The organism is Mesorhizobium sp. B2-1-8 (assembly GCF_006442545.2).
GTDB lineage: Bacteria > Pseudomonadota > Alphaproteobacteria > Rhizobiales > Rhizobiaceae > Mesorhizobium.
The window spans coordinates 5,236,405-5,253,858 of sequence record NZ_CP083952.1 but is presented as its reverse complement, the minus strand read 5'-3'; the positions used below and the strand labels follow the sequence as shown (position 1 = coordinate 5,253,858).

Below are 17,454 nucleotides of genomic sequence, written 5' to 3'. Positions count from 1 at the left end.
CAACCGAATGCGCGGCGGCGCTGGTTTGCCATCGCATCGGCCCGGGAAGCGGAATCGATTTTCGGAAGGTTCGGTGCGAGATTTGAAGGCTGGAGCGCAATCGTCCGAGTGGACGGGCGTGCTCCGGATCAAGCGGGGCACCGATGCTGCGATACGTATTCCGGCGGCTTTTGACCGCCATTCCGACGCTGTTCGTCATCGTGACGCTGGCGTTCTTCCTGATGCGCGTCGCGCCAGGCGGTCCGTTCAACCAGGAGCGGGGTCTGAGCCCCGAGATCAAGGCCAATCTTGAAGCCCAGTTCGGCCTCAACGATCCGCTCTGGCTGCAATATGTCCACTATCTCGGCAATCTCTTACGCGGCAATTTCGGCCCGAGCTACAACATGCCGGACTTCACCGTCACCGAACTGTTTGCCAAGGGCCTGCCCATTTCCGTCCAACTCGGCTCCTCGGCGCTGATCCTGGCGCTGCTGCTCGGCAGCGTGCTCGGCACCATTGCCGCGCTCAACCAGAACAAGCTTGGCGACTATACGGTGATCGCCCTGGCGACCGCTGGCAGCACCATCCCCACCTTCGTTATCGCGCCGGTGATCCAACTCGTCTTCGGGCTGACCTGGAGGCTGTTGCCGATCGGGGGATGGGGCGACGGCGCCTTCATCAACAAGATCGGTCCGGTGCTGACGCTTGCTTTGCCGCAGATCGCCATCGTTGCCCGCCTGATGCGCGGCTCGATGATCGAATCGCTGCGATCCCATCATATCCGAACGGCCCGCGCGCTCGGCCTCTCCGACTGGTCGGTGGTGGTCAAGCACGCGCTGCGCGGCGCCATCCTGCCGATCGTGTCCTTCACCGGCCCGGCGGCGGCGGCACTGCTGACCGGCTCGGTCATCGTCGAGACGATCTTCTCCATTCCGGGCGTCGGCCGCTATTTCGTCGACGCTGCGCTCAACCGCGATTACACGCTGGTGATGGGAACGGTGGTGGTGATCGCCATTTTCACCATCGTCTTCAACCTGATCGTCGACGTCATGTACGCGGTCGTCGACCCGAGGGTGCGCTATGACTGACATCGCAGCCACGGCTCCCGCCATCGTTGGTCGTTCGCTTTGGGGCGATGCCTGGGCGCGCCTCAAGGCCAACCGCGCCGCCATGTTCAGTCTCTACTACCTCGTTCTGATCGGGTTCGTCAGCGTCTTCGGCCCCTGGTTCGTGCCGCATCAATACACGACCATCTACGCCGACTATGTGCGCATGCCGCCAAGCCTGTCGGCCTACCCGAAGCCCGATATGATCGAGACGGCGCTCACCGAAGCGATCAAACGTATGCGGGTCGACATCAAGGAGTGGCATCAGGAGGGCAATCAGGTCTTCGTCACGGTCAAGTCGACCAAGCCGATCGACGACCGCAACATCCGCTACCTCGACCGGTCCGATGCCTTCGACGACACCAAGATCGAGAGCAAGTCGCCGGACGGCCTCGAAGTGACGATGAGCGCATCGGTCAAGCAGCAGTATTTCCTGTTCGGAACCGACAACACCGGCCGCGATCTCTTGTCGCGCACGCTGATGGCCGGGCGCATCTCGCTTGCCATCGGCCTGCTCGCGGGCGTCGTGGCGGTGGTGATTGGTGTGATCTATGGCGCCGCCGCTGGCTTTTCCGGCGGCAAGGTCGACGAGGTGATGATGCGCATCGTCGATGTGCTCTATTCCTTGCCGTTCATCTTCTTCGTCATCATGCTGGTGGTGTTCTTCGGCCGCAACTTCGTGCTGATGTTCCTGGCGGTCGGTGCGGTGCTGTGGCTGGACATGGCGCGCATCGTGCGCGGGCAGGCGCTGTCGATTCGCCGGCAGGAATATGTCCAGGCGGCGGAAGCCATGGGGATCGGCCAGCGCGGCATCCTGCTGCGCCATGTCATCCCCAACCTGCTTGGCCCCGTGGTGATCTACATGACGCTGCTGGTGCCGCAGGTCATCATCCTGGAAAGTTTCCTGTCGTTCCTCGGTCTCGGCATCCAGGAGCCGATGACCAGCTGGGGCGTGCTGATCTCGGTCGGCGCCAAGAACATCGGCACTGCCAACTGGCTGCTCCTGTTTCCCGCCTTCTTCCTCGTCTCGACGCTGTTCGCCCTGAACTTCGTCGGCGACGGCCTGCGCGACGCACTCGACCCGAGGGATCGATAAAGATGGGGATCGCTGACATGGCCACTCCCGAAACGATCCTCAGCGTCAAGGACCTGCGCGTCCGCTTCCGCACGCTCGATGGCGCGGTCGAGGCGGTGAAGGGCATCAACATCCACGTCAACGCGGGCGAAACCGTTGCCGTCGTCGGCGAATCCGGCTCCGGCAAGAGCCAGACGATGATGGCGGCGATGAGCCTGCTGGCCTCCAACGGCGAAGCGTCGGGCCATGTCGACTATCGCGGCCGAAACTTGCTCACAATGAGCAAATCCGAGCTGAATAAGGTCCGCGGCCGCAAGATCAGCATGATCTTCCAGGAACCGATGACCTCGCTCGATCCGCTCTATTCGATCGGCAACCAGCTGATCGAGCCGATCCGCCGGCATCGGGGCCTGAGCGCCACAGAGGCGCATGAAGAGGCGCTCAAGCTGCTGCGGCTCGTCCATATTCCCGATCCGGAACGGCGGATGAAATCCTATCCGCACGAGATGTCCGGCGGCCAGCGCCAGCGCGTGATGATCGCCATGGCTCTCGCCAACGACCCCGACATCCTGATCGCCGACGAGCCGACGACGGCGCTCGACGTGACCATCCAGGCACAGATCCTGATGCTTCTGGCCGAGCTGCAGCGCAAGCTCGGCATGGCGATCGTCTTCATCACCCACGATCTTGGCATCGTTCGGCGCTTCGCCGACCGGGTCTACGTCATGCGCCAGGGCGAGGTCGTCGAGGAAGGCGAGGCGGAAGCGATCTTCGCCAACCCCCAGCATGCCTACACCAAGATGCTGCTGGCGGCCGAGCCGACGGGAACCAAGGCGCCTCCGCCAGCCAACGCGCCCGTGGTGCTCGAAGGCAGGAATGTCGAAGTCACATTCAGGATCGGCGGCGGGTTTCTCGCCGGTGAACCGCTGATGCTGCGTGCGGTCGATCACATCTCGATCCGGTTGCAACGCAACCAGACCATCGGCATCGTCGGCGAATCCGGCTCGGGCAAATCGACGCTCGGCCGCGCCTTGCTGCGGCTGTTGCCGAGCGATGGGCTCATTCGGTTCGGCGATCGCGACATTTCCACGGCCGACCGGCAGCAGATGCGGCCGCTGCGGCGCCAGATGCAGCTCGTCTTCCAGGATCCCTTCGGTTCGCTGTCGCCACGCATGACCGTCGGCCAGGTCATCACCGAAGGGCTGCTGGTGCATGAGCCGAACCTTTCGGGAAAGCAGCGCGACCAGCGTGCGGTCGAGGCCCTGCGCGAAGTCGGGCTCGACCCCAACGCCCGCAACCGCTACCCGCACGAATTTTCCGGCGGACAACGGCAACGCATCGCCATTGCCCGCGCCATGATCCTGAAGCCGAAGATGGTGGTGCTGGACGAGCCGACCTCGGCGCTCGACCGCTCGGTGCAGAAACAGATCGTGGAACTGCTGCGCAAGCTTCAGGCCGACCACGAACTGTCTTACCTGTTCATCAGCCACGACCTGGCGGTGGTGCGCGCCATGGCCGATTACATCATCGTCATGAAGCAAGGCAAGATCGTCGAGGAGGGGCCGACCGAGGCCATCTTCAGCAACCCGCAAGCGCCTTATACGCAGACGCTGATGAATGCCGCGATCGACGCCACGCGATTCCGGTTGAGCGCGTGATAAGCCACTGTAGGTGAGGCCTGTTCGCTCAGCCGGCCGCGCACTTGCGTGCGCGTACGGCGACAGCGGCATCCTGCTGTCGCTTCAACTGGTCGATCCTGGCCGTTTCACGATTGGCGACCGCCATCTTCACGCTCGTTCCGCCAAGCAGCCAACGCGGCACGCTGGTGTTGGCGACCTTGCCGCGGGTGATCGCGGCTTGCGAGATGTCGCTCGCGTTGCTTCCCACGGCGCTGTTGAGCTCCGTGCAGGTCATGCTCTCGTATTTGGCCGGATCGGCCGCCCTGCCCATCGATGAGCATCCGGCAACAAGAGACATCGCAGCCAGAAGAACCGGTGCCGACCCTGTCGTCGAGATCAAATTCATGTCCGCGTCCGGTTCGCCGTTTTACCGGCTCCCTCATATTCATCGATCAAACTAGGGCCGATGCCCATTTCGTCAAAGTTTGAACGGCCGGCCAGTGCTCGCGCTCGGCCGTCTATTCTATTCAATGTCATCGAAATTATTATGCTGCTTCGGCGGCCAATCCGTTCACGGGGACACAACTGCCGCCGAGCACCATTTGGGCAATATCGGTCGCGTTCTCGTCGACATGGGCCGTCACCAGCACAATCCCTTCGCCGACGCTTCGACGCTCAGGCCTTCCGGCGGCCGCGAGCCAGGCTCCGAGCAACCCGCCGAGGACGCAGCCGCAGAACGTGCCTGTCAGGGCTATCGCCGACAGGCCGGTCGTAAAAGGATTGATGCCGTGGACAGCAAAAGCGGCCAGGCATGCCAGCAGCCCGGCGGCAGCGCCAAGCATGACGGCGGGAGACTTCAGGACACGGATTTCGTCGTGGTAGGGCCCGATGATGACGATCTGTACGCGAGGAACCCCGGCCGCCAAAAGGTTGCCGGCGATCCGGGCTGCTTCGGAATGGGAGTCAAAAAGCCTGCTGATTGTTGGCATGGTCATTCAGGGCGTGTCGTGTCCGTCAGCACGTCGATGACGAAGGATGCGGCGATCAGATCGTCGCCATCGATCCGGCCCTGACCGTCCTCCATTACGGCCGCGACCTTTTGGAAGGTCTGGATTTCGCCCTCGGTGATGCGCGCGTCGCGCATCCTGCTCCTGAGATCTGCCACTCGCAGCTGCAAGGCATCGGATCTTGCGTTGTCACGATTCGAGATTGTGGTGGTCATCCATTTCCGCTTCGTTTTGATGGCCCTCGCGCCCAATCAACCGAACTTGGGGCGCGAGCAAACGTTCCAGGGCTGGGCTTCGGTCTGGTGGGACGAGGGACTTAAGTCTTGCAGCAAGACGCAAGGTGCTTGCCGGCGCGGAGCCCGGACCGCGCATGAAGCGTGCGCGTGTAGCGTGCCAGGGAAAAGTCGTCTGGTGGCCAGGCTTGATCGAGAGCCGAGCCACCAGGCGGCGATCAGTAACCGCCGTTTTCCATTACCACCGGACGATGGTGGCGGTGAGTGGAGACGGAGCCGGTGACAACGACGGTATCTCGACGATGATGCCTACGCCCCTGGTCGTAGAAGGCGATGGTTCCGTGGTGACGGTGATGGAGCCGCTGGCCCTCCTCATTGATGATCCTGACGTGGTTATGATGTCGATGATGGGTCCTGATGACAACGTCAGCCTCGGCGGCCGAAGCCAGGGTGGGCAATCCCACCGAAAGCGCCAAAGCGCAAATGATCATTGTTTTCATTGCAATTTCTCCAATGCCTTGATTAGCCCTTCGTTGGATACAACTGCTGCTGATCTCTTTGGTTCCGGGTTTCGCGGGACAACCGGGACCTGGGGCAACGCGAAGGGCCGGCCATCGCATCGCGCGACCAGACCTGGAGAAAAATCGCAATATTCGGCGGTAGACTCCTGCGGTTCCTAGCTCAGGGATGATCGCGCCATTTCGAAATCCTGTCAGCGGCGGAACATTAGGTAAAACTAATGGTTTTATCTCGACAGCAGGCATCACGGTTTGAGGTCCGCTGAAGATCAGCAGGCAAAGGCTGATCGGCCCGCGTCCTCGGCCAGAGGCGCGGGCTCATCGAGCAACAGGAGAGAGATCATGAACAATATAATTTGGCTCGTGGGAGCGGTGGTCATCGTGATAGCGATATTGAGCTTTTTCGGCCTCCGCTAGGCGACGACGCACACCGCGCGCCCCGTCGGAGTGTGATCAGTGACAGCGAACGCCCCCGCGGATTGACCGGCACGATGGGAGGAACTTCGTTGCCCATGCGTCGTGAGAGGAAAGGGATTTCGTGTCCGTTTCCTGTCCCGAAGGAACAGGCATCAGCCCGGACCAGAGCTCTATCTCAGGTGAATCTAGGGTGGCGCCAGTCGGGATGCGCTAACACATTGTATTTTCTGGTCGGAGTGGCAGGATTTGAACCTGCGACCCCCTCGTCCCGAACGGGCGGGTTAGCCAGCAAAAGCCCGGATTTCCGCCATTTCTGATGGCGTCCGAAGGCCAATGTTCACGTTTATTTCCGGTATATCTGTGGGGTAACTGTGGGGTAGGCGGAAACGTTCTCCTTCTGTGCTGTAAGCATTCTGCCTGTGGTTTTGGGCAGGTTTCGCAACCGCGACTTGGAGACGATCGCCTCGGCGGCTTGGGCCTGAAAATCGGGGTGATGATGGCCATAAGTCTGAATGAGCACTTGAACGCTCATGCCGAGGTATCCGGCCGCCGCCCAGGGGTCGGAACCCTGCTGCATTAGCCAGGTAGCCGCCGTGTGGCGGAACACGTGCGGGGTGATATCGGTGCGGAAGACGCACCGGACGCTACCATGCGGTGTCGCAACCTCCTCGTACCAGCCCAGTCCGGCCGCCTCGACCACCGCGCGGAAGGCCTTCTTGATCGACTGCACCGGTTTGCCATTCCACTCGACCACATAGTCATGGGCGACCATGCGGCCAATGCTGGCGCTTTTTCCGCGGCCCTTGGTTTTGATCTCCAGCGGTGTGCTCGCCCAGCGGCGCACATGTGCCAAGAGGCGATCAGGCAGCCTGACGGGCGGTTGACGCTTTTTGGTCTCGCGGCGACCGCTGGCGCGGCGGTAGAAAACGCCGCGTTCGATGTCGACATGTCCCGCGCCTTCTGTTCTCCGGACGGCTGCGCCGCAGATCGCGGCGGAGCGCGTGCCAGTGTAGAGAGCGACCAGGATGAAGCGCGCGACGTGGCGTGCGGTGCGACGATCGCTTGGCCTTCCCTTCCACGACTGGCGCATGCGCCACGCGGCGCGAAGCAGGGCGGCTGCCTCGTCACGGGTCAGCCAGCGGTCGCGCGGTGCTGCTTTCGCGGGCAGCACAATTGCTGGCGCAGAACTTACATAGCCCTCCCGATGATAATTGTTCAGCGCCGCTCTCAAATCCTCCAGCTGACGCCTGGCGGCAGCGCCGTTGCCGTGTGCCTTGGCGTAATCGCGGCACATCTTGCCATCGATGTCGCCGATTTTTGTGTCGCCAAACCACGTTAGCACAACGATCAGCCGGTCGGCGGTTTCTTTCGGCTTGGCGTGCGACGGCGCGACGTCGGTAAGGTATACACTTACGGCGTCAGCTACCGGGACCGTGGCGGGATCACGACCGCGCTCGCGGGCCGGCCGATATTTTTCCGTGATGTGACTGGCGAGCCGCTTTTCAGCGCGTTCGCGGTCGCCAGTGCCGCCACAAGCGCTGATGAAGGTTGCGCCATCGCGGATGAACCAGCCGGCTGCGTTGCGCAGCTTTCCGTCCGCCCTTCTGCTTTCGGCACGCCAGACGAGGCGCGCCCCTTTCGACGTCCGCGGCATAGCTCTCTCATTTTTGCGATCGCCGCCAAAGTGACGTATTCCTTGCCTGCGATCAACTCTGTCTGAAGACGGCCAGCATCTCGTTCTTTTCGCAGACCTGCCGCCCCCATAGAGCCGTCCGGAAAGGCGATATCGGCAGCTATGTTGAGCCGTAGCGGCGTATCGTCGTCCAACTGCTCTTGGATCGTCATGGCTTGCCTTTCCGCACGCGCAGAAGAATTAAGCTGCGCGCTACTGTTGAGGACTATGCCTCTGCGATGGATCCGACACCGATCAGTAAGCCGCTCGATCGCGCGATCTGGCCGGCAGTCGACCCCGACCATTGGACAATCGCTCTCGACCCTTTGGCGAAGGGACCGGTCCGAGAAGACTTCTCACCGCGAGGCGATTATCTGACCGGAAATGTAAGGGCATGAGAGCGATCTGTGAACGGGATCAAATCGCTCGTGCGGTGATTGGGACCCTCTGGCGTTAAAAACGGCGGGATCCACCATGATGTGCGGGCAGTCTCGCGATGCGACGAGTGCCGGCAACTCAGGCCTCCGGCCTCATGAGGTGCCTCGGGGGTGGGCTCCCCTCCTGCTGGCGATTCCCGATCTTCGAAAATCGAGAGTGAGAGTGCGAGCGGTTTTTTCGTGACGGGTAGAGAGCCGGAGGAGAGGCCTCCGACGCCCGTCGCGGAGAACCGCGATGTCCTATCAAAGCAATCGAGCCCGCGTCGTTGCCGACCGGACCAACCTCTATGACGACATCACCAACAAGATTATCGCCGAGTTGGAGGCAGGTCGTTTCCCTTGGGTCCAGCCGTGGGGGACCGCCGCCGCGAAGGCGCCGCTGTGTTTGCCGAAGAACGCCAGCACCGGCAGAGCCTATAGTGGGATCAACGTGCTCATCCTCTGGGGCGCCGTCATCGAGCGCGCCTATCGGACGCAAAGCTGGCTGACCTTCCGACAGGCACAAGTGCTCGGTGGGAATGTCCGGAAAGGCGAGCATGGCACCACTATTGTCTATGCGGATCGCTTTATCCCGAACGATGAGAAGAAGCGCGCTGGCGAGACCGGCGAGGATGCCAGGGCGGTTCCATTCCTCAGGCGCTTCACTGTCTTCAACATCGAGCAATGTGAAGGTTTGTCCGAGGAAATGGAAGTTTTGCCGCCACTCCCGGACGCCGGATTGATCGAGCCTCGGCTCAAGGCGCTGATCAAAGGCACCGGCATCGAATTCCGTATCGGCGGGAACAATGCCTTTTATGTGCCGGCAAGAGACTGCGTTCAGGTGCCGCCCCCGCAAGCCTATTTCGAGCCGATCAACTGGCATCGCACAGCGCTGCATGAGCTTGGTCATGCCACAGGTCATGCCTCACGCCTCGCCCGCGATTTCTCCGGCTCCTTTGGGACGAAGAAATATGCGTTCGAGGAACTCGTTGCCGAGATCAACGCAGCTTTCTGCTGCGCCGCGCTCGGCATCGTGCCCTCGGTACGGCATGCTGACTACATAGGCTCTTGGCTCGAGGTGCTGCGAGAGGACAACCGCGCCATCGTGCGCGCCGCCAGCCAGGCCAGCAAGGCGGCCGATTGGCTTCTCAGTCACCTACCTGAGGATGGCGCGCTGCCGTTTGAGATGGATGCGGGTGACGACAGGAGAGCCGCATGATCCTGCTGTGCCCAGACCCTACACGAGCGCCTTCTCGCCAATGGCCACCGCCGCGAAGCGGACCACGTCCCGGCTGTCCGCTTCTTCAATCCGCTCGGCGCCGGCGCATGGCTCGCGACTGAACTCGACGAGGATGGCGACACCCTGTTCGGGCTGGCCGATCTCGGTTTCGGCTGCACCGAGCTTGGCTCCTTCAGCCTCTCGGAATTGCAATCGATCCGCCTGCCATTCGGCATGACCATCGAACGCGATCTCCTTTTTTCCGGCCGACACCCGATCTCGGTCTATGCGGAGGCTGCCCGCGTGACTGGGAGCATCCCGGAGGGCGAACGCATCCTGCACGCCGCTGCTGACGGCAGCGGCGTGACGGGTCAAGCCCGAAGGAAGGAGAGGAAGAGGATTGAAGGGATTTCGTGACGGGTTCAGGACCGAGAGAGAGGCTCTCGGCGCCCGTCGTGGAGAAACCCCGATGGCCACTGCCGTTCAAAAGATCACCCTGTCGCCCTCGCGCGACATTCCCTTCAACAAACTTGTTCTCGCCCAGACCAATGTCCGGCGCATCAAGACCGGCGTGTCGATCGAGGACCTTGCAGCCTCGATCGCTCGGCGCGGCCTGATCCAGGGCATCCACGTCCGTCCCGTTCTCGATGCCGATGGCCAGGAGACCGGCATGTTCGAGGTGCCTGCCGGTGGCCGCCGCTACCGCGCCCTGGAAATGCTTGTGAAGCAGAAGCGGCTCGCCAAGACCGCGCCCGTTCCCTGCGTTGTCGGCGATTCTTCCAGCGCGATTCTCGCGGAGGAGGTCTCGCTAGCTGAAAACATGGATCGCGCTCCGCTCCCTCCGCTCGATGCGTATCGCGCCTTCAAGGAAATGCGCGACAAGGGCATGTCAGAGGAGGAGATTGCTGCCGCCTTCTTCATCTCGGTCAACATCGTCAAGCAGCGTCTCAAGCTCACCGCCGTGTCGCCGGCGCTCCTCGACATCTACGCCGAAGACGGCATGACGATCGCCCAGCTCGAAGCATTTTCGGTCCACAACGATCATGCGCGGCAAGAACAGGTCTGGGAGGCAGTCAAGACCAGTTGGTCGAAGGAGCCATACCAGATCCGCCGCATGTTAACCGAGAACACCGCCCGTGCCTCAGACAAGCGAGCGGTCTTCGTGGGTCTCGCCGCCTATGAGGCAGCAGGCGGCGAAATGCTGCGCGACCTGTTCCAGTCGGATGATGGCGGGTGGTTGCAAGATGTGCCGCTGCTCGATCGTCTTGTCACCGAGAAGCTGCAAGTGATGGCCGACGAAATCGCCAACGAAGGCTGGAAGTGGATCGAAGTCGCGGTGAGCTTTCCCTATAGCACGGCGCACGGCTTGCGCGAACTCGATGGTACGCCGGTCGACCTCTCCGGCGAGGAGCAGGCAACGCTCGGCGCATTGCGTGACGAGTTCGGCATGCTGCAGTCGGAATATGAGGAGGCCGACGAGTTGCCCGATGAAGTCGACCAGCGGTTCGGTGAACTTGAAACCGCGATCAAGGCGTTGGAGACGCGCCCCGCCCGTTTCGACCCGGACGACATCGCGCGCGCCGGCGTCTTCATCAGCGTGGAATCGGACGGCTCGCTTCTCGTCGAGCGTGGCTATGTGAAGCCGGAGGACGAAGCCCCCGGTGCGCCGGAGGGTGACAACGGTCCCAGCGTCGAGGCAGGCAACGAACCAGCGGCGACGGGCCCGGTCCGGCGGTCCGTCATCACCATCGACGGTAGCCGACTGGCCGAGCCGGAAGATGACGACGACGATGGCATCAAGCCATTGCCGGATCGGTTGATCATGGAGTTGACCGCCGAGCGTACGCTGGCGCTGCGCGACAAACTCGCAAACGATCCGGCGGCCGCTTTTCTGGCTGTGCTGCACAAGTTCGTCCGTGACGTCTTCTCTCGCTACAAGTCGCAAGGCGTGGCGATGGAAGTCTCTGTCCGTGGCACGGTCTTCTCGGCCCAGCCTCCCGAGCTTCGCGATACACCTTACGCACGCGCGATCGATGGTCGCCACAAGGCCTGGGAGACCCGTCTCCCAGGCAACGTCGCCGATCTTTGGGATGCGCTTGCGGCGCTCTCGGTCCCCGAGCAAGCCGAGTTGTTCGCTCACTGCGCGTCCTTCGGCGTGAACGCTCTCTATGAAAGGGTCGATCGGTACGGCAACGGCGCGACTTCCGCACATGGCGTGCAGCAGCGACTTGCCGAGGCCGACCACCTGGCCCGCGCAGTCGGGCTCGACATGGTTGACGCCGGCTGGCGGCCGACGGTCGGCAACTATCTCGGCCGCGTCACCAAGGCGCGTATCCTCGAGGCCGTGCGCGAGGGGGAAGGCGAGGGCGCTGCCCAGCTGATCGACCACCTCAAGAAGGCCGATATGGCCAAGGAGGCGGAGCGACTCCTGGCCGACAGTGGCTGGCTGCCTGAACCGCTGCGGCTTGCCGAGCTCGATGTGGAGGCGGCCAATGCCAACTCGGGTAGCGAAGAAGAGCCATTGCCCGAATTCCTCGCGGGTGACGGCGAGGACGGAGTGACTGACGAGGAGGAACCGCAGCTCGACGCCGCCGAGTAGGCACAGCATCCTTGCAGATCGACTGCCCGGCACTCGGAAGAGCGCCGGGCATTTTTTGTGCGCGGACGATCAGAGTGAGAGTCAGGCCGTGACGGGTTTGAGCCCGTCCGGTCAGAGAGAGCGCCGGCGGGCTTTCCGTTATCGCTCTCCCGAGGGCCTTCCCAATGAACGTTTTGTTTCCGACGGCGACTGTCAATCCAGTTGCACCTGCTTCCCTGGCTTCCGATCCAGCCGCTGCCATATACGCGGCGGCGCTGCTTCTCCTTCCCCATCTCGAACGCGGTCAGCGTATCGACACAGCCGATTTGCGCGCCGCAATGGAAGCCTCATTCGGCCGGTCCGACGCAAGTGGCGCCTGGGACTGGAAGACCGCCTATGACGCCTGCGAGGCGGCGACCGTTCTCTTTCTTCGCAAATACGGAAAGTCGCTTCTACGCAAAGCCGGATCTCCGGCTTGCGCCTTGCCGCTTTTCGGGAAGATTGGCGAGCTTCTGCCCACACATACACGCCGCTCCGAGGAGAGCCAGGCGTTCCAGCAGTTCTCGACTCCGATCCCGTTGGGCTTCGCTGCTGTCGCCGCGGCGGCCATTACCCCCACAGACCGGGTACTTGAACCTTCCGCCGGCACCGGGCTGCTCGCCATCCTCGGCGCGGCCGCCGGCGGTTCGCTCGTTTTAAATGAACTCGCCGAGATCAGAGCCGGCCTTTTGTCGACCCTCTTTCCAGCCCTCACGGTCACCCGGTTCGACGCCGCCCAGATCGATGACCATCTCGATCCGGCGATCATGCCGACCGTCGTGCTCATGAACCCGCCATTTTCCGTGCTCGCCAATGTCAAGGGTCGTGCCGCCGATGCAGCCTATCGCCACGTCACTTCAGCGCTTGCCCGGCTTGCCGATGGTGGTCGCCTGGTCACGCTCACCGGTGCGAACTTTGGGCCGGAGACACCTGCCTGGCGTGACGCCTTCATCCGTCTCCAGGAGCACAGTCGGGTCGTCTTCACCGCTACGATCGGCGGCTCTGTCTACGCCAAGCATGGCACGACGATCGAAACGCGGCTGACTGTTATCGACAAGGTAGCTGCTGGCGATTCCTCTCTCTTTCCGGCCTCTGCCGGTCTTGCACCGGATGTCGCGACGCTGCTCGGCTGGATAGACGAGCATGTGCCTGCACGGCTGCCGGTCCCTGATCAGGCCAACGTCGTGCCCACCATCGCGACATCCCGCACCGTGCGCGGCTATCTCGTGCGCGACGCCGCTGTGCCGGCTCGTCCGCAACGTTCCAAACTCGCCGGCGTCGAGCTCGCCTACGAGACGGTGGACTGGACGCCTGACGAAGGAGCCCGCCTGACCGACGCGATCTATGAGGAATACGGATCGCAGACGATCCGCATTCCAGGCTCCCAGGCGCACCCGACCAAGCTGGTGCAATCCGCCGCCATGGCCTCTGTCGCACCGCCCAAGCCCAGCTATCGACCGACGGTTCCCAGCGAAATTCTGAAGTCGCTCTCCGAGGCCCAGCTCGAAACGCTGATCCTCGCCGGCGAGGCCCATGCGGGCTTTCTCGCCGGATCGTGGTCGGTCGACGATACATTCGATATCGTCAACGCCGCGCCGGAGGATGCGGAAGGGGCTGTGCGCTTCCGGCGTGGTTTCTTCATCGGGGACGGCACCGGCCTCGGCAAGGGCCGGCAAGCGGCGAGTATCGTTCTCGACAACTGGCTGCAAGGCCGCCGCAAAGCGGTGTGGATCTCGAAGTCGGACAAGTGCTTGAGGACGCTCAGCGCGACTGGTCGGCACTCGGCATGGAACGTCTGCTGGTCACCCCGCTGTCGCGTTTCCCTCGAGGCCGCCCCGTCACGTTGCCGGAAGGCATCCTGTTTACAACCTATGCCACGCTGCGCTCCGACGACCGCGGGGAGAAGGTTTCGCGCGTCAGGCAGATCGTCGAATGGTTGGGCTCCGAGTTTGAGGGAGTGATCATTTTCGACGAAGCGCATGCCATGCAGAACGCCGGTGGGGGCAAGGGAGAACGCGGTGATGTCGCACCATCTCAGCAGGGCCGCGCCGGCCTGCGTCTGCAGCACGCTCTGCCGGGCGCACGTGTCGTGTATGTCTCCGCGACCGGCGCCACCACGGTCCACAATCTCGCCTATGCCCAAAGGCTCGGCCTGTGGGGCGGTGAAGATCTGCCATTCTCCACCCGTGCGGAATTCGTCGAAGCCATAGACGCGGGCGGCGTGGCAGCGATGGAGGTGCTCGCGCGAGACCTGCGCGCCCTTGGCCTCTATACGGCACGCTCGCTGTCCTTCGACGGCGTCGAATATGAGCTGGTCGAGCACGAGCTGACGCCCGAGCAGCGACGCATCTACGATGCTTATGCCGGTGCCTTTGCCGTCATTCACAACCATCTCGATGCAGCCATGCAGGCCGCCAACATCACTGGCGACGGCGGCACCTTGAACCGCCAGGCCAAGTCAGCCGCACGCTCGGCCTTCGAAAGCGCCAAGCAGCGCTTCTTCGCTCATCTGTTGACATCGATGAAGACGCCGACGCTGATCAGCTCGATTGATCAGGACCTCGACGCAGGGCATTCGGCGGTCATCCAGATCGTCTCCACCGGCGAGGCGCTGATGGAGCGCAGGCTGGCCGAGGTCCCGACACAGGAATGGAACGACGTCCGCGTCGACATCACACCACGAGAATATGTCCTCGACTACCTCGCGCATTCCTTCCCGGTCCAGCTCTACGAGCCCTTCACCGATTCCGAGGGCAATCTGTCGTCCAGGCCGGTCTTCCGCGACGGCCAACCGGTGGAAAGCCGCGAGGCGGTCGCGCGCCGCACGGCGCTGATCGAGAAGCTCGCCAGCCTGCCAGCGGTCCCCGGCGCGCTCGACCAGATCGTCCAGCGCTTCGGCACGGATATGGTGGCGGAAGTGACGGGCAGGTCACGGCGCATCGTCCGGAAGAAGGCACGGCTCATGGTTGAGAGCCGCGCTGCCTCGGCCAATCTCGCCGAGACGCAGGCCTTCATGGATGACATGAAACGCGTTCTGGTCTTCAGCGATGCTGGGGGGACAGGACGCAGCTACCACGCCGACGTGTCGTCACGCAACATGCGGCTTCGCGTCCACTACCTGCTCGAGCCGGGCTGGAAAGCCGACAGGGCCATCCAGGGCCTTGGTCGCACGCACCGGACCAATCAGGCGCAACCCCCGCTTTTCCGGCCAATCGCGACCAATGTGAAAGCGGAGAAGCGCTTCCTCTCCACCATCGCTCGCCGCCTCGATACGCTTGGCGCCATCACGCGCGGCCAACGCCAGACCGGCGGACAGGGCCTGTTCCGGCCAGAGGACAATCTGGAATCGCACTATGCGCGCGATGCGCTGCGCCAGCTCTATCTGCTGATCGTACGCGGCAAAGTGAGGGGCTGTTCGCTGCAGCGGTTCGAGGAGACGACCGGCCTAAAGCTGATGGACGATAGCGGCATCAAGGATGACCTGCCGCCAATCACCACCTTCCTCAATCGGCTGCTGGCGCTCACTATCGATCTGCAAGATGTCCTGTTCGCGGCCTTCGAGCAACTGCTCACCGCCAAGGTAGAAGGCGCCATCGCCGCCGGCATCTATGACGTTGGGCTGGAGACGCTGCAGGCGGAGAGTTTCGTCGTCACCGACCGGCGCACGATCTACTCCCATCCGGGCACAGGCGCCGAAACGCAACTCCTCACCATTGCCCAGCGCCAACGCAATCGACCGACGTCGTGTGAGGAGGCTGTCGCCTATTGCGACGATCCGCGTTCCATTCTGCTCGTCAACGAACGCTCAGGACGCGCCGCTGTGCAGATTCCAGCGCCATCGCTCATGCTCGACGATGGCGAGGTCGAACGTCGCGTCCGCCTGATCCACCCGATGGAACAACACCATGCTTCCCTCCGCATGATAGAGGAAAGTCATTGGAATCGGGTGGACCGCGACACCTTTGCAACCGCTTGGAATGCAGAGGTCGCCAACGTCCCGGCGTTCTCCGATACGATCATCCACGTCGTCGCTGGACTGTTGCTGCCGATCTGGAAGCGGCTCCCGAACGAGTCGAGCCGTGTCTATCGGCTTCAAAGCGATGACGGCGAGCGCATCATCGGCCGCATGGTCTCGGCAGTTTGGGCTGCTGGCGCTCTCGCAACGGGTGTGAGTACACTGACGGCAGACGATGCCTTCAACGCACTGATCGATGGCCGCACGACGCTCGACCTTGCCGAAGGACTTCATCTGCGGCGTGTCCGCGTCATGGGCGCCAACCGCATCGAGCTTTCGGGCTTCACCGACGCCATGCGCGAGCGGCTCTCGGCCTACGGGCTCTTCCACGAGATCATTTCCTGGAAGCTACGCATGTTCGTTCCCACCGATGCCGCGGGACCCGTCATCCTGGACAAAGTTCTCAAGCGCTATCCGGTGCAGCGCATCAGCGAGAGGGAGGCAGCCTGATGCGCCGTCGCGATGCTTCCGAACTGGCATCTCGTCTCGGCCAACAGGCCGAGGCAGTTTGCAGCCACTATCTCTCCAACGGTCATCGCCAAGGCCGTTACTGGCTGGTCGGCGATGTGCGCAATACGCCGGGGCGGTCCATGTTTGTCCGCCTGAAAGGGCCGGTGTCCGGCAAGGGCGTCGCTGGGAAGTGGACCGACGCGGCAACTGGCGAGCACGGCGATCTGCTCGACGTCATTCGGGCGTCGTGTGGCCTGGTCGACTTCAAGGACGTCGCCGACGAGGCGCGCAGCTTCTTGTCGATGCCCCAACCGATGCCCGATCCAACTGAACGCAGAAGGCAATCAGTTCCTGCTCCTTCCGGCTCTGCCGAAGCGGCGAGGCGGCTGGTTTCTATGTCGCAGCCGATCTCACGGTCGCTCGTGGAGACGTACCTGCGTGGACGTGGAATAACCGCCTTGCACGAAACCGGAAGTCTTCGATTCCATCCGCGTTGCTACTACCGGCCCGACGTGGAGGCGCCGACCGAGATCTGGCCCGCGATGATTGCGGCCGTCACTGACTTGACAGGCAGGCTTACAGGCGCACACCGCACCTGGCTCGATCCGGCCGGTTTCAGCGAGGCCCATCTCGGCAGAGCACCGATCGACACTCCCAGGCGAGCCATGGGCGATCTGCTTGGACACGCGGTCCGCTTCGGCATCGGCTGCGATGTGATGGCAGCCGGTGAAGGCATCGAGACGATGCTGTCACAGCGTACGGCGCTGCCTTTCATGCCGGTGATCGCGGCCCTGTCGGCAGCACATCTGTCCGCCATCCTGTTCCCCGACACACTGCGGCGTCTCTACATCGCCCGCGACAATGATCCGGCGGGGGACGGAGCAGTGGCGACCCTTATCGAGCGCGCCAACGCGGCGGGGATCGAGGCGATCGTGCTGCAGCCACAGCTCGGCGACTTCAACGAGGATCTGCGTCTGCTCGGTCTCAATGCCCTCAGGGCAATCCTGCGGGTTCAGATCGCACCGCAGGACGCTGAACGCTTCGTGGCACGAACAGCGGCCTGACCGGGAGGGGGGCGAGCGCTGGCCCCGTCCCTGTCGATGGTCGCCAC

At 62.9% G+C, this 17,454-nt stretch carries 11 protein-coding genes and 2 pseudogenes; 8 read left to right on the top strand and 5 right to left on the bottom strand.

The window, feature by feature from the left end; translation table 11 throughout:
• The first annotated feature begins 143 nt into the window (after positions 1-143).
• From FJ970_RS25960 to FJ970_RS25950, 3 genes are read left to right on the top strand one after another with little or no spacing between them, the layout of a single operon-like run.
• Complete coding sequence (locus FJ970_RS25960; protein WP_140762985.1) at positions 144-1,067, top strand: ABC transporter permease subunit; 924 nt, start codon at positions 144-146, stop codon at positions 1,065-1,067.
• Positions 1,060-2,181, top strand: a complete 1,122-nt coding sequence (locus FJ970_RS25955; RefSeq protein ID WP_140762982.1) for an ABC transporter permease — start codon at positions 1,060-1,062, stop codon at positions 2,179-2,181. Before FJ970_RS25960 ends, FJ970_RS25955 begins: the two co-directional genes overlap by 8 nt.
• Before the next feature lie 17 nt (positions 2,182-2,198).
• Positions 2,199-3,818, top strand: coding sequence for an ABC transporter ATP-binding protein (locus tag FJ970_RS25950; RefSeq protein WP_140762979.1), 1,620 nt, complete (start codon positions 2,199-2,201; stop codon positions 3,816-3,818).
• A 28-nt stretch (positions 3,819-3,846) separates the two neighbouring features.
• Here FJ970_RS25950 and FJ970_RS25945 read toward each other — a convergent pair whose 3' ends face one another.
• The 5 genes from FJ970_RS25945 to FJ970_RS25925 form a co-directional block, all read right to left on the bottom strand.
• Positions 3,847-4,110, bottom strand: coding sequence for a hypothetical protein (locus tag FJ970_RS25945; RefSeq protein WP_318013008.1), 264 nt, complete (start codon positions 4,108-4,110; stop codon positions 3,847-3,849).
• A 214-nt stretch (positions 4,111-4,324) separates the two neighbouring features.
• Positions 4,325-4,774: a hypothetical protein gene (locus FJ970_RS25940; protein WP_227791913.1), complete on the bottom strand. Its 450-nt coding sequence runs from the start codon at positions 4,772-4,774 to the stop codon at positions 4,325-4,327.
• Positions 4,771-5,001 carry a hypothetical protein gene (locus FJ970_RS25935; RefSeq protein ID WP_140762973.1) on the bottom strand — a complete coding sequence of 77 codons (231 nt, stop codon included), beginning with the start codon at positions 4,999-5,001 and terminating at the stop codon, positions 4,771-4,773. The genes FJ970_RS25940 and FJ970_RS25935 overlap by 4 nt, the downstream gene beginning before the upstream one ends.
• 236 nt (positions 5,002-5,237) lie before the next feature.
• Positions 5,238-5,519 (bottom strand): hypothetical protein, encoded by a 282-nt coding sequence (locus tag FJ970_RS25930; protein WP_140762970.1) that lies wholly within the window; start codon positions 5,517-5,519, stop codon positions 5,238-5,240.
• Between the two features lie 778 nt (positions 5,520-6,297).
• Positions 6,298-7,608 carry a tyrosine-type recombinase/integrase gene (locus FJ970_RS25925; RefSeq protein ID WP_140762967.1) on the bottom strand — a complete coding sequence of 437 codons (1,311 nt, stop codon included), beginning with the start codon at positions 7,606-7,608 and terminating at the stop codon, positions 6,298-6,300.
• Between the two features lie 690 nt (positions 7,609-8,298).
• Between FJ970_RS25925 and FJ970_RS25920 the strand changes: the two genes are divergently transcribed.
• From FJ970_RS25920 to FJ970_RS25900, 5 genes and pseudogenes are all read left to right on the top strand, one after another.
• Complete coding sequence (locus tag FJ970_RS25920) at positions 8,299-9,261, top strand: ArdC family protein (RefSeq protein ID WP_140762964.1); 963 nt, start codon at positions 8,299-8,301, stop codon at positions 9,259-9,261.
• Positions 9,258-9,678: pseudogene (locus FJ970_RS25915) on the top strand (DUF2958 domain-containing protein). The gene FJ970_RS25920 and the pseudogene FJ970_RS25915 overlap by 4 nt, the downstream one beginning before the upstream one ends.
• Before the next feature lie 52 nt (positions 9,679-9,730).
• Positions 9,731-11,860 (top strand): ParB/RepB/Spo0J family partition protein, encoded by a 2,130-nt coding sequence (locus FJ970_RS25910; protein WP_227791912.1) that lies wholly within the window; start codon positions 9,731-9,733, stop codon positions 11,858-11,860.
• Positions 11,861-12,024: 164 nt separating this feature from the next.
• Positions 12,025-16,343, top strand: a pseudogene (locus FJ970_RS25905) (strawberry notch-like NTP hydrolase domain-containing protein).
• Positions 16,343-17,407 carry a toprim domain-containing protein gene (locus FJ970_RS25900; protein ID WP_140765846.1) on the top strand — a complete coding sequence of 355 codons (1,065 nt, stop codon included), beginning with the start codon at positions 16,343-16,345 and terminating at the stop codon, positions 17,405-17,407. Before FJ970_RS25905 ends, FJ970_RS25900 begins: the two are co-directional and overlap by 1 nt.
• Positions 17,408-17,454 lie beyond the last annotated feature (47 nt).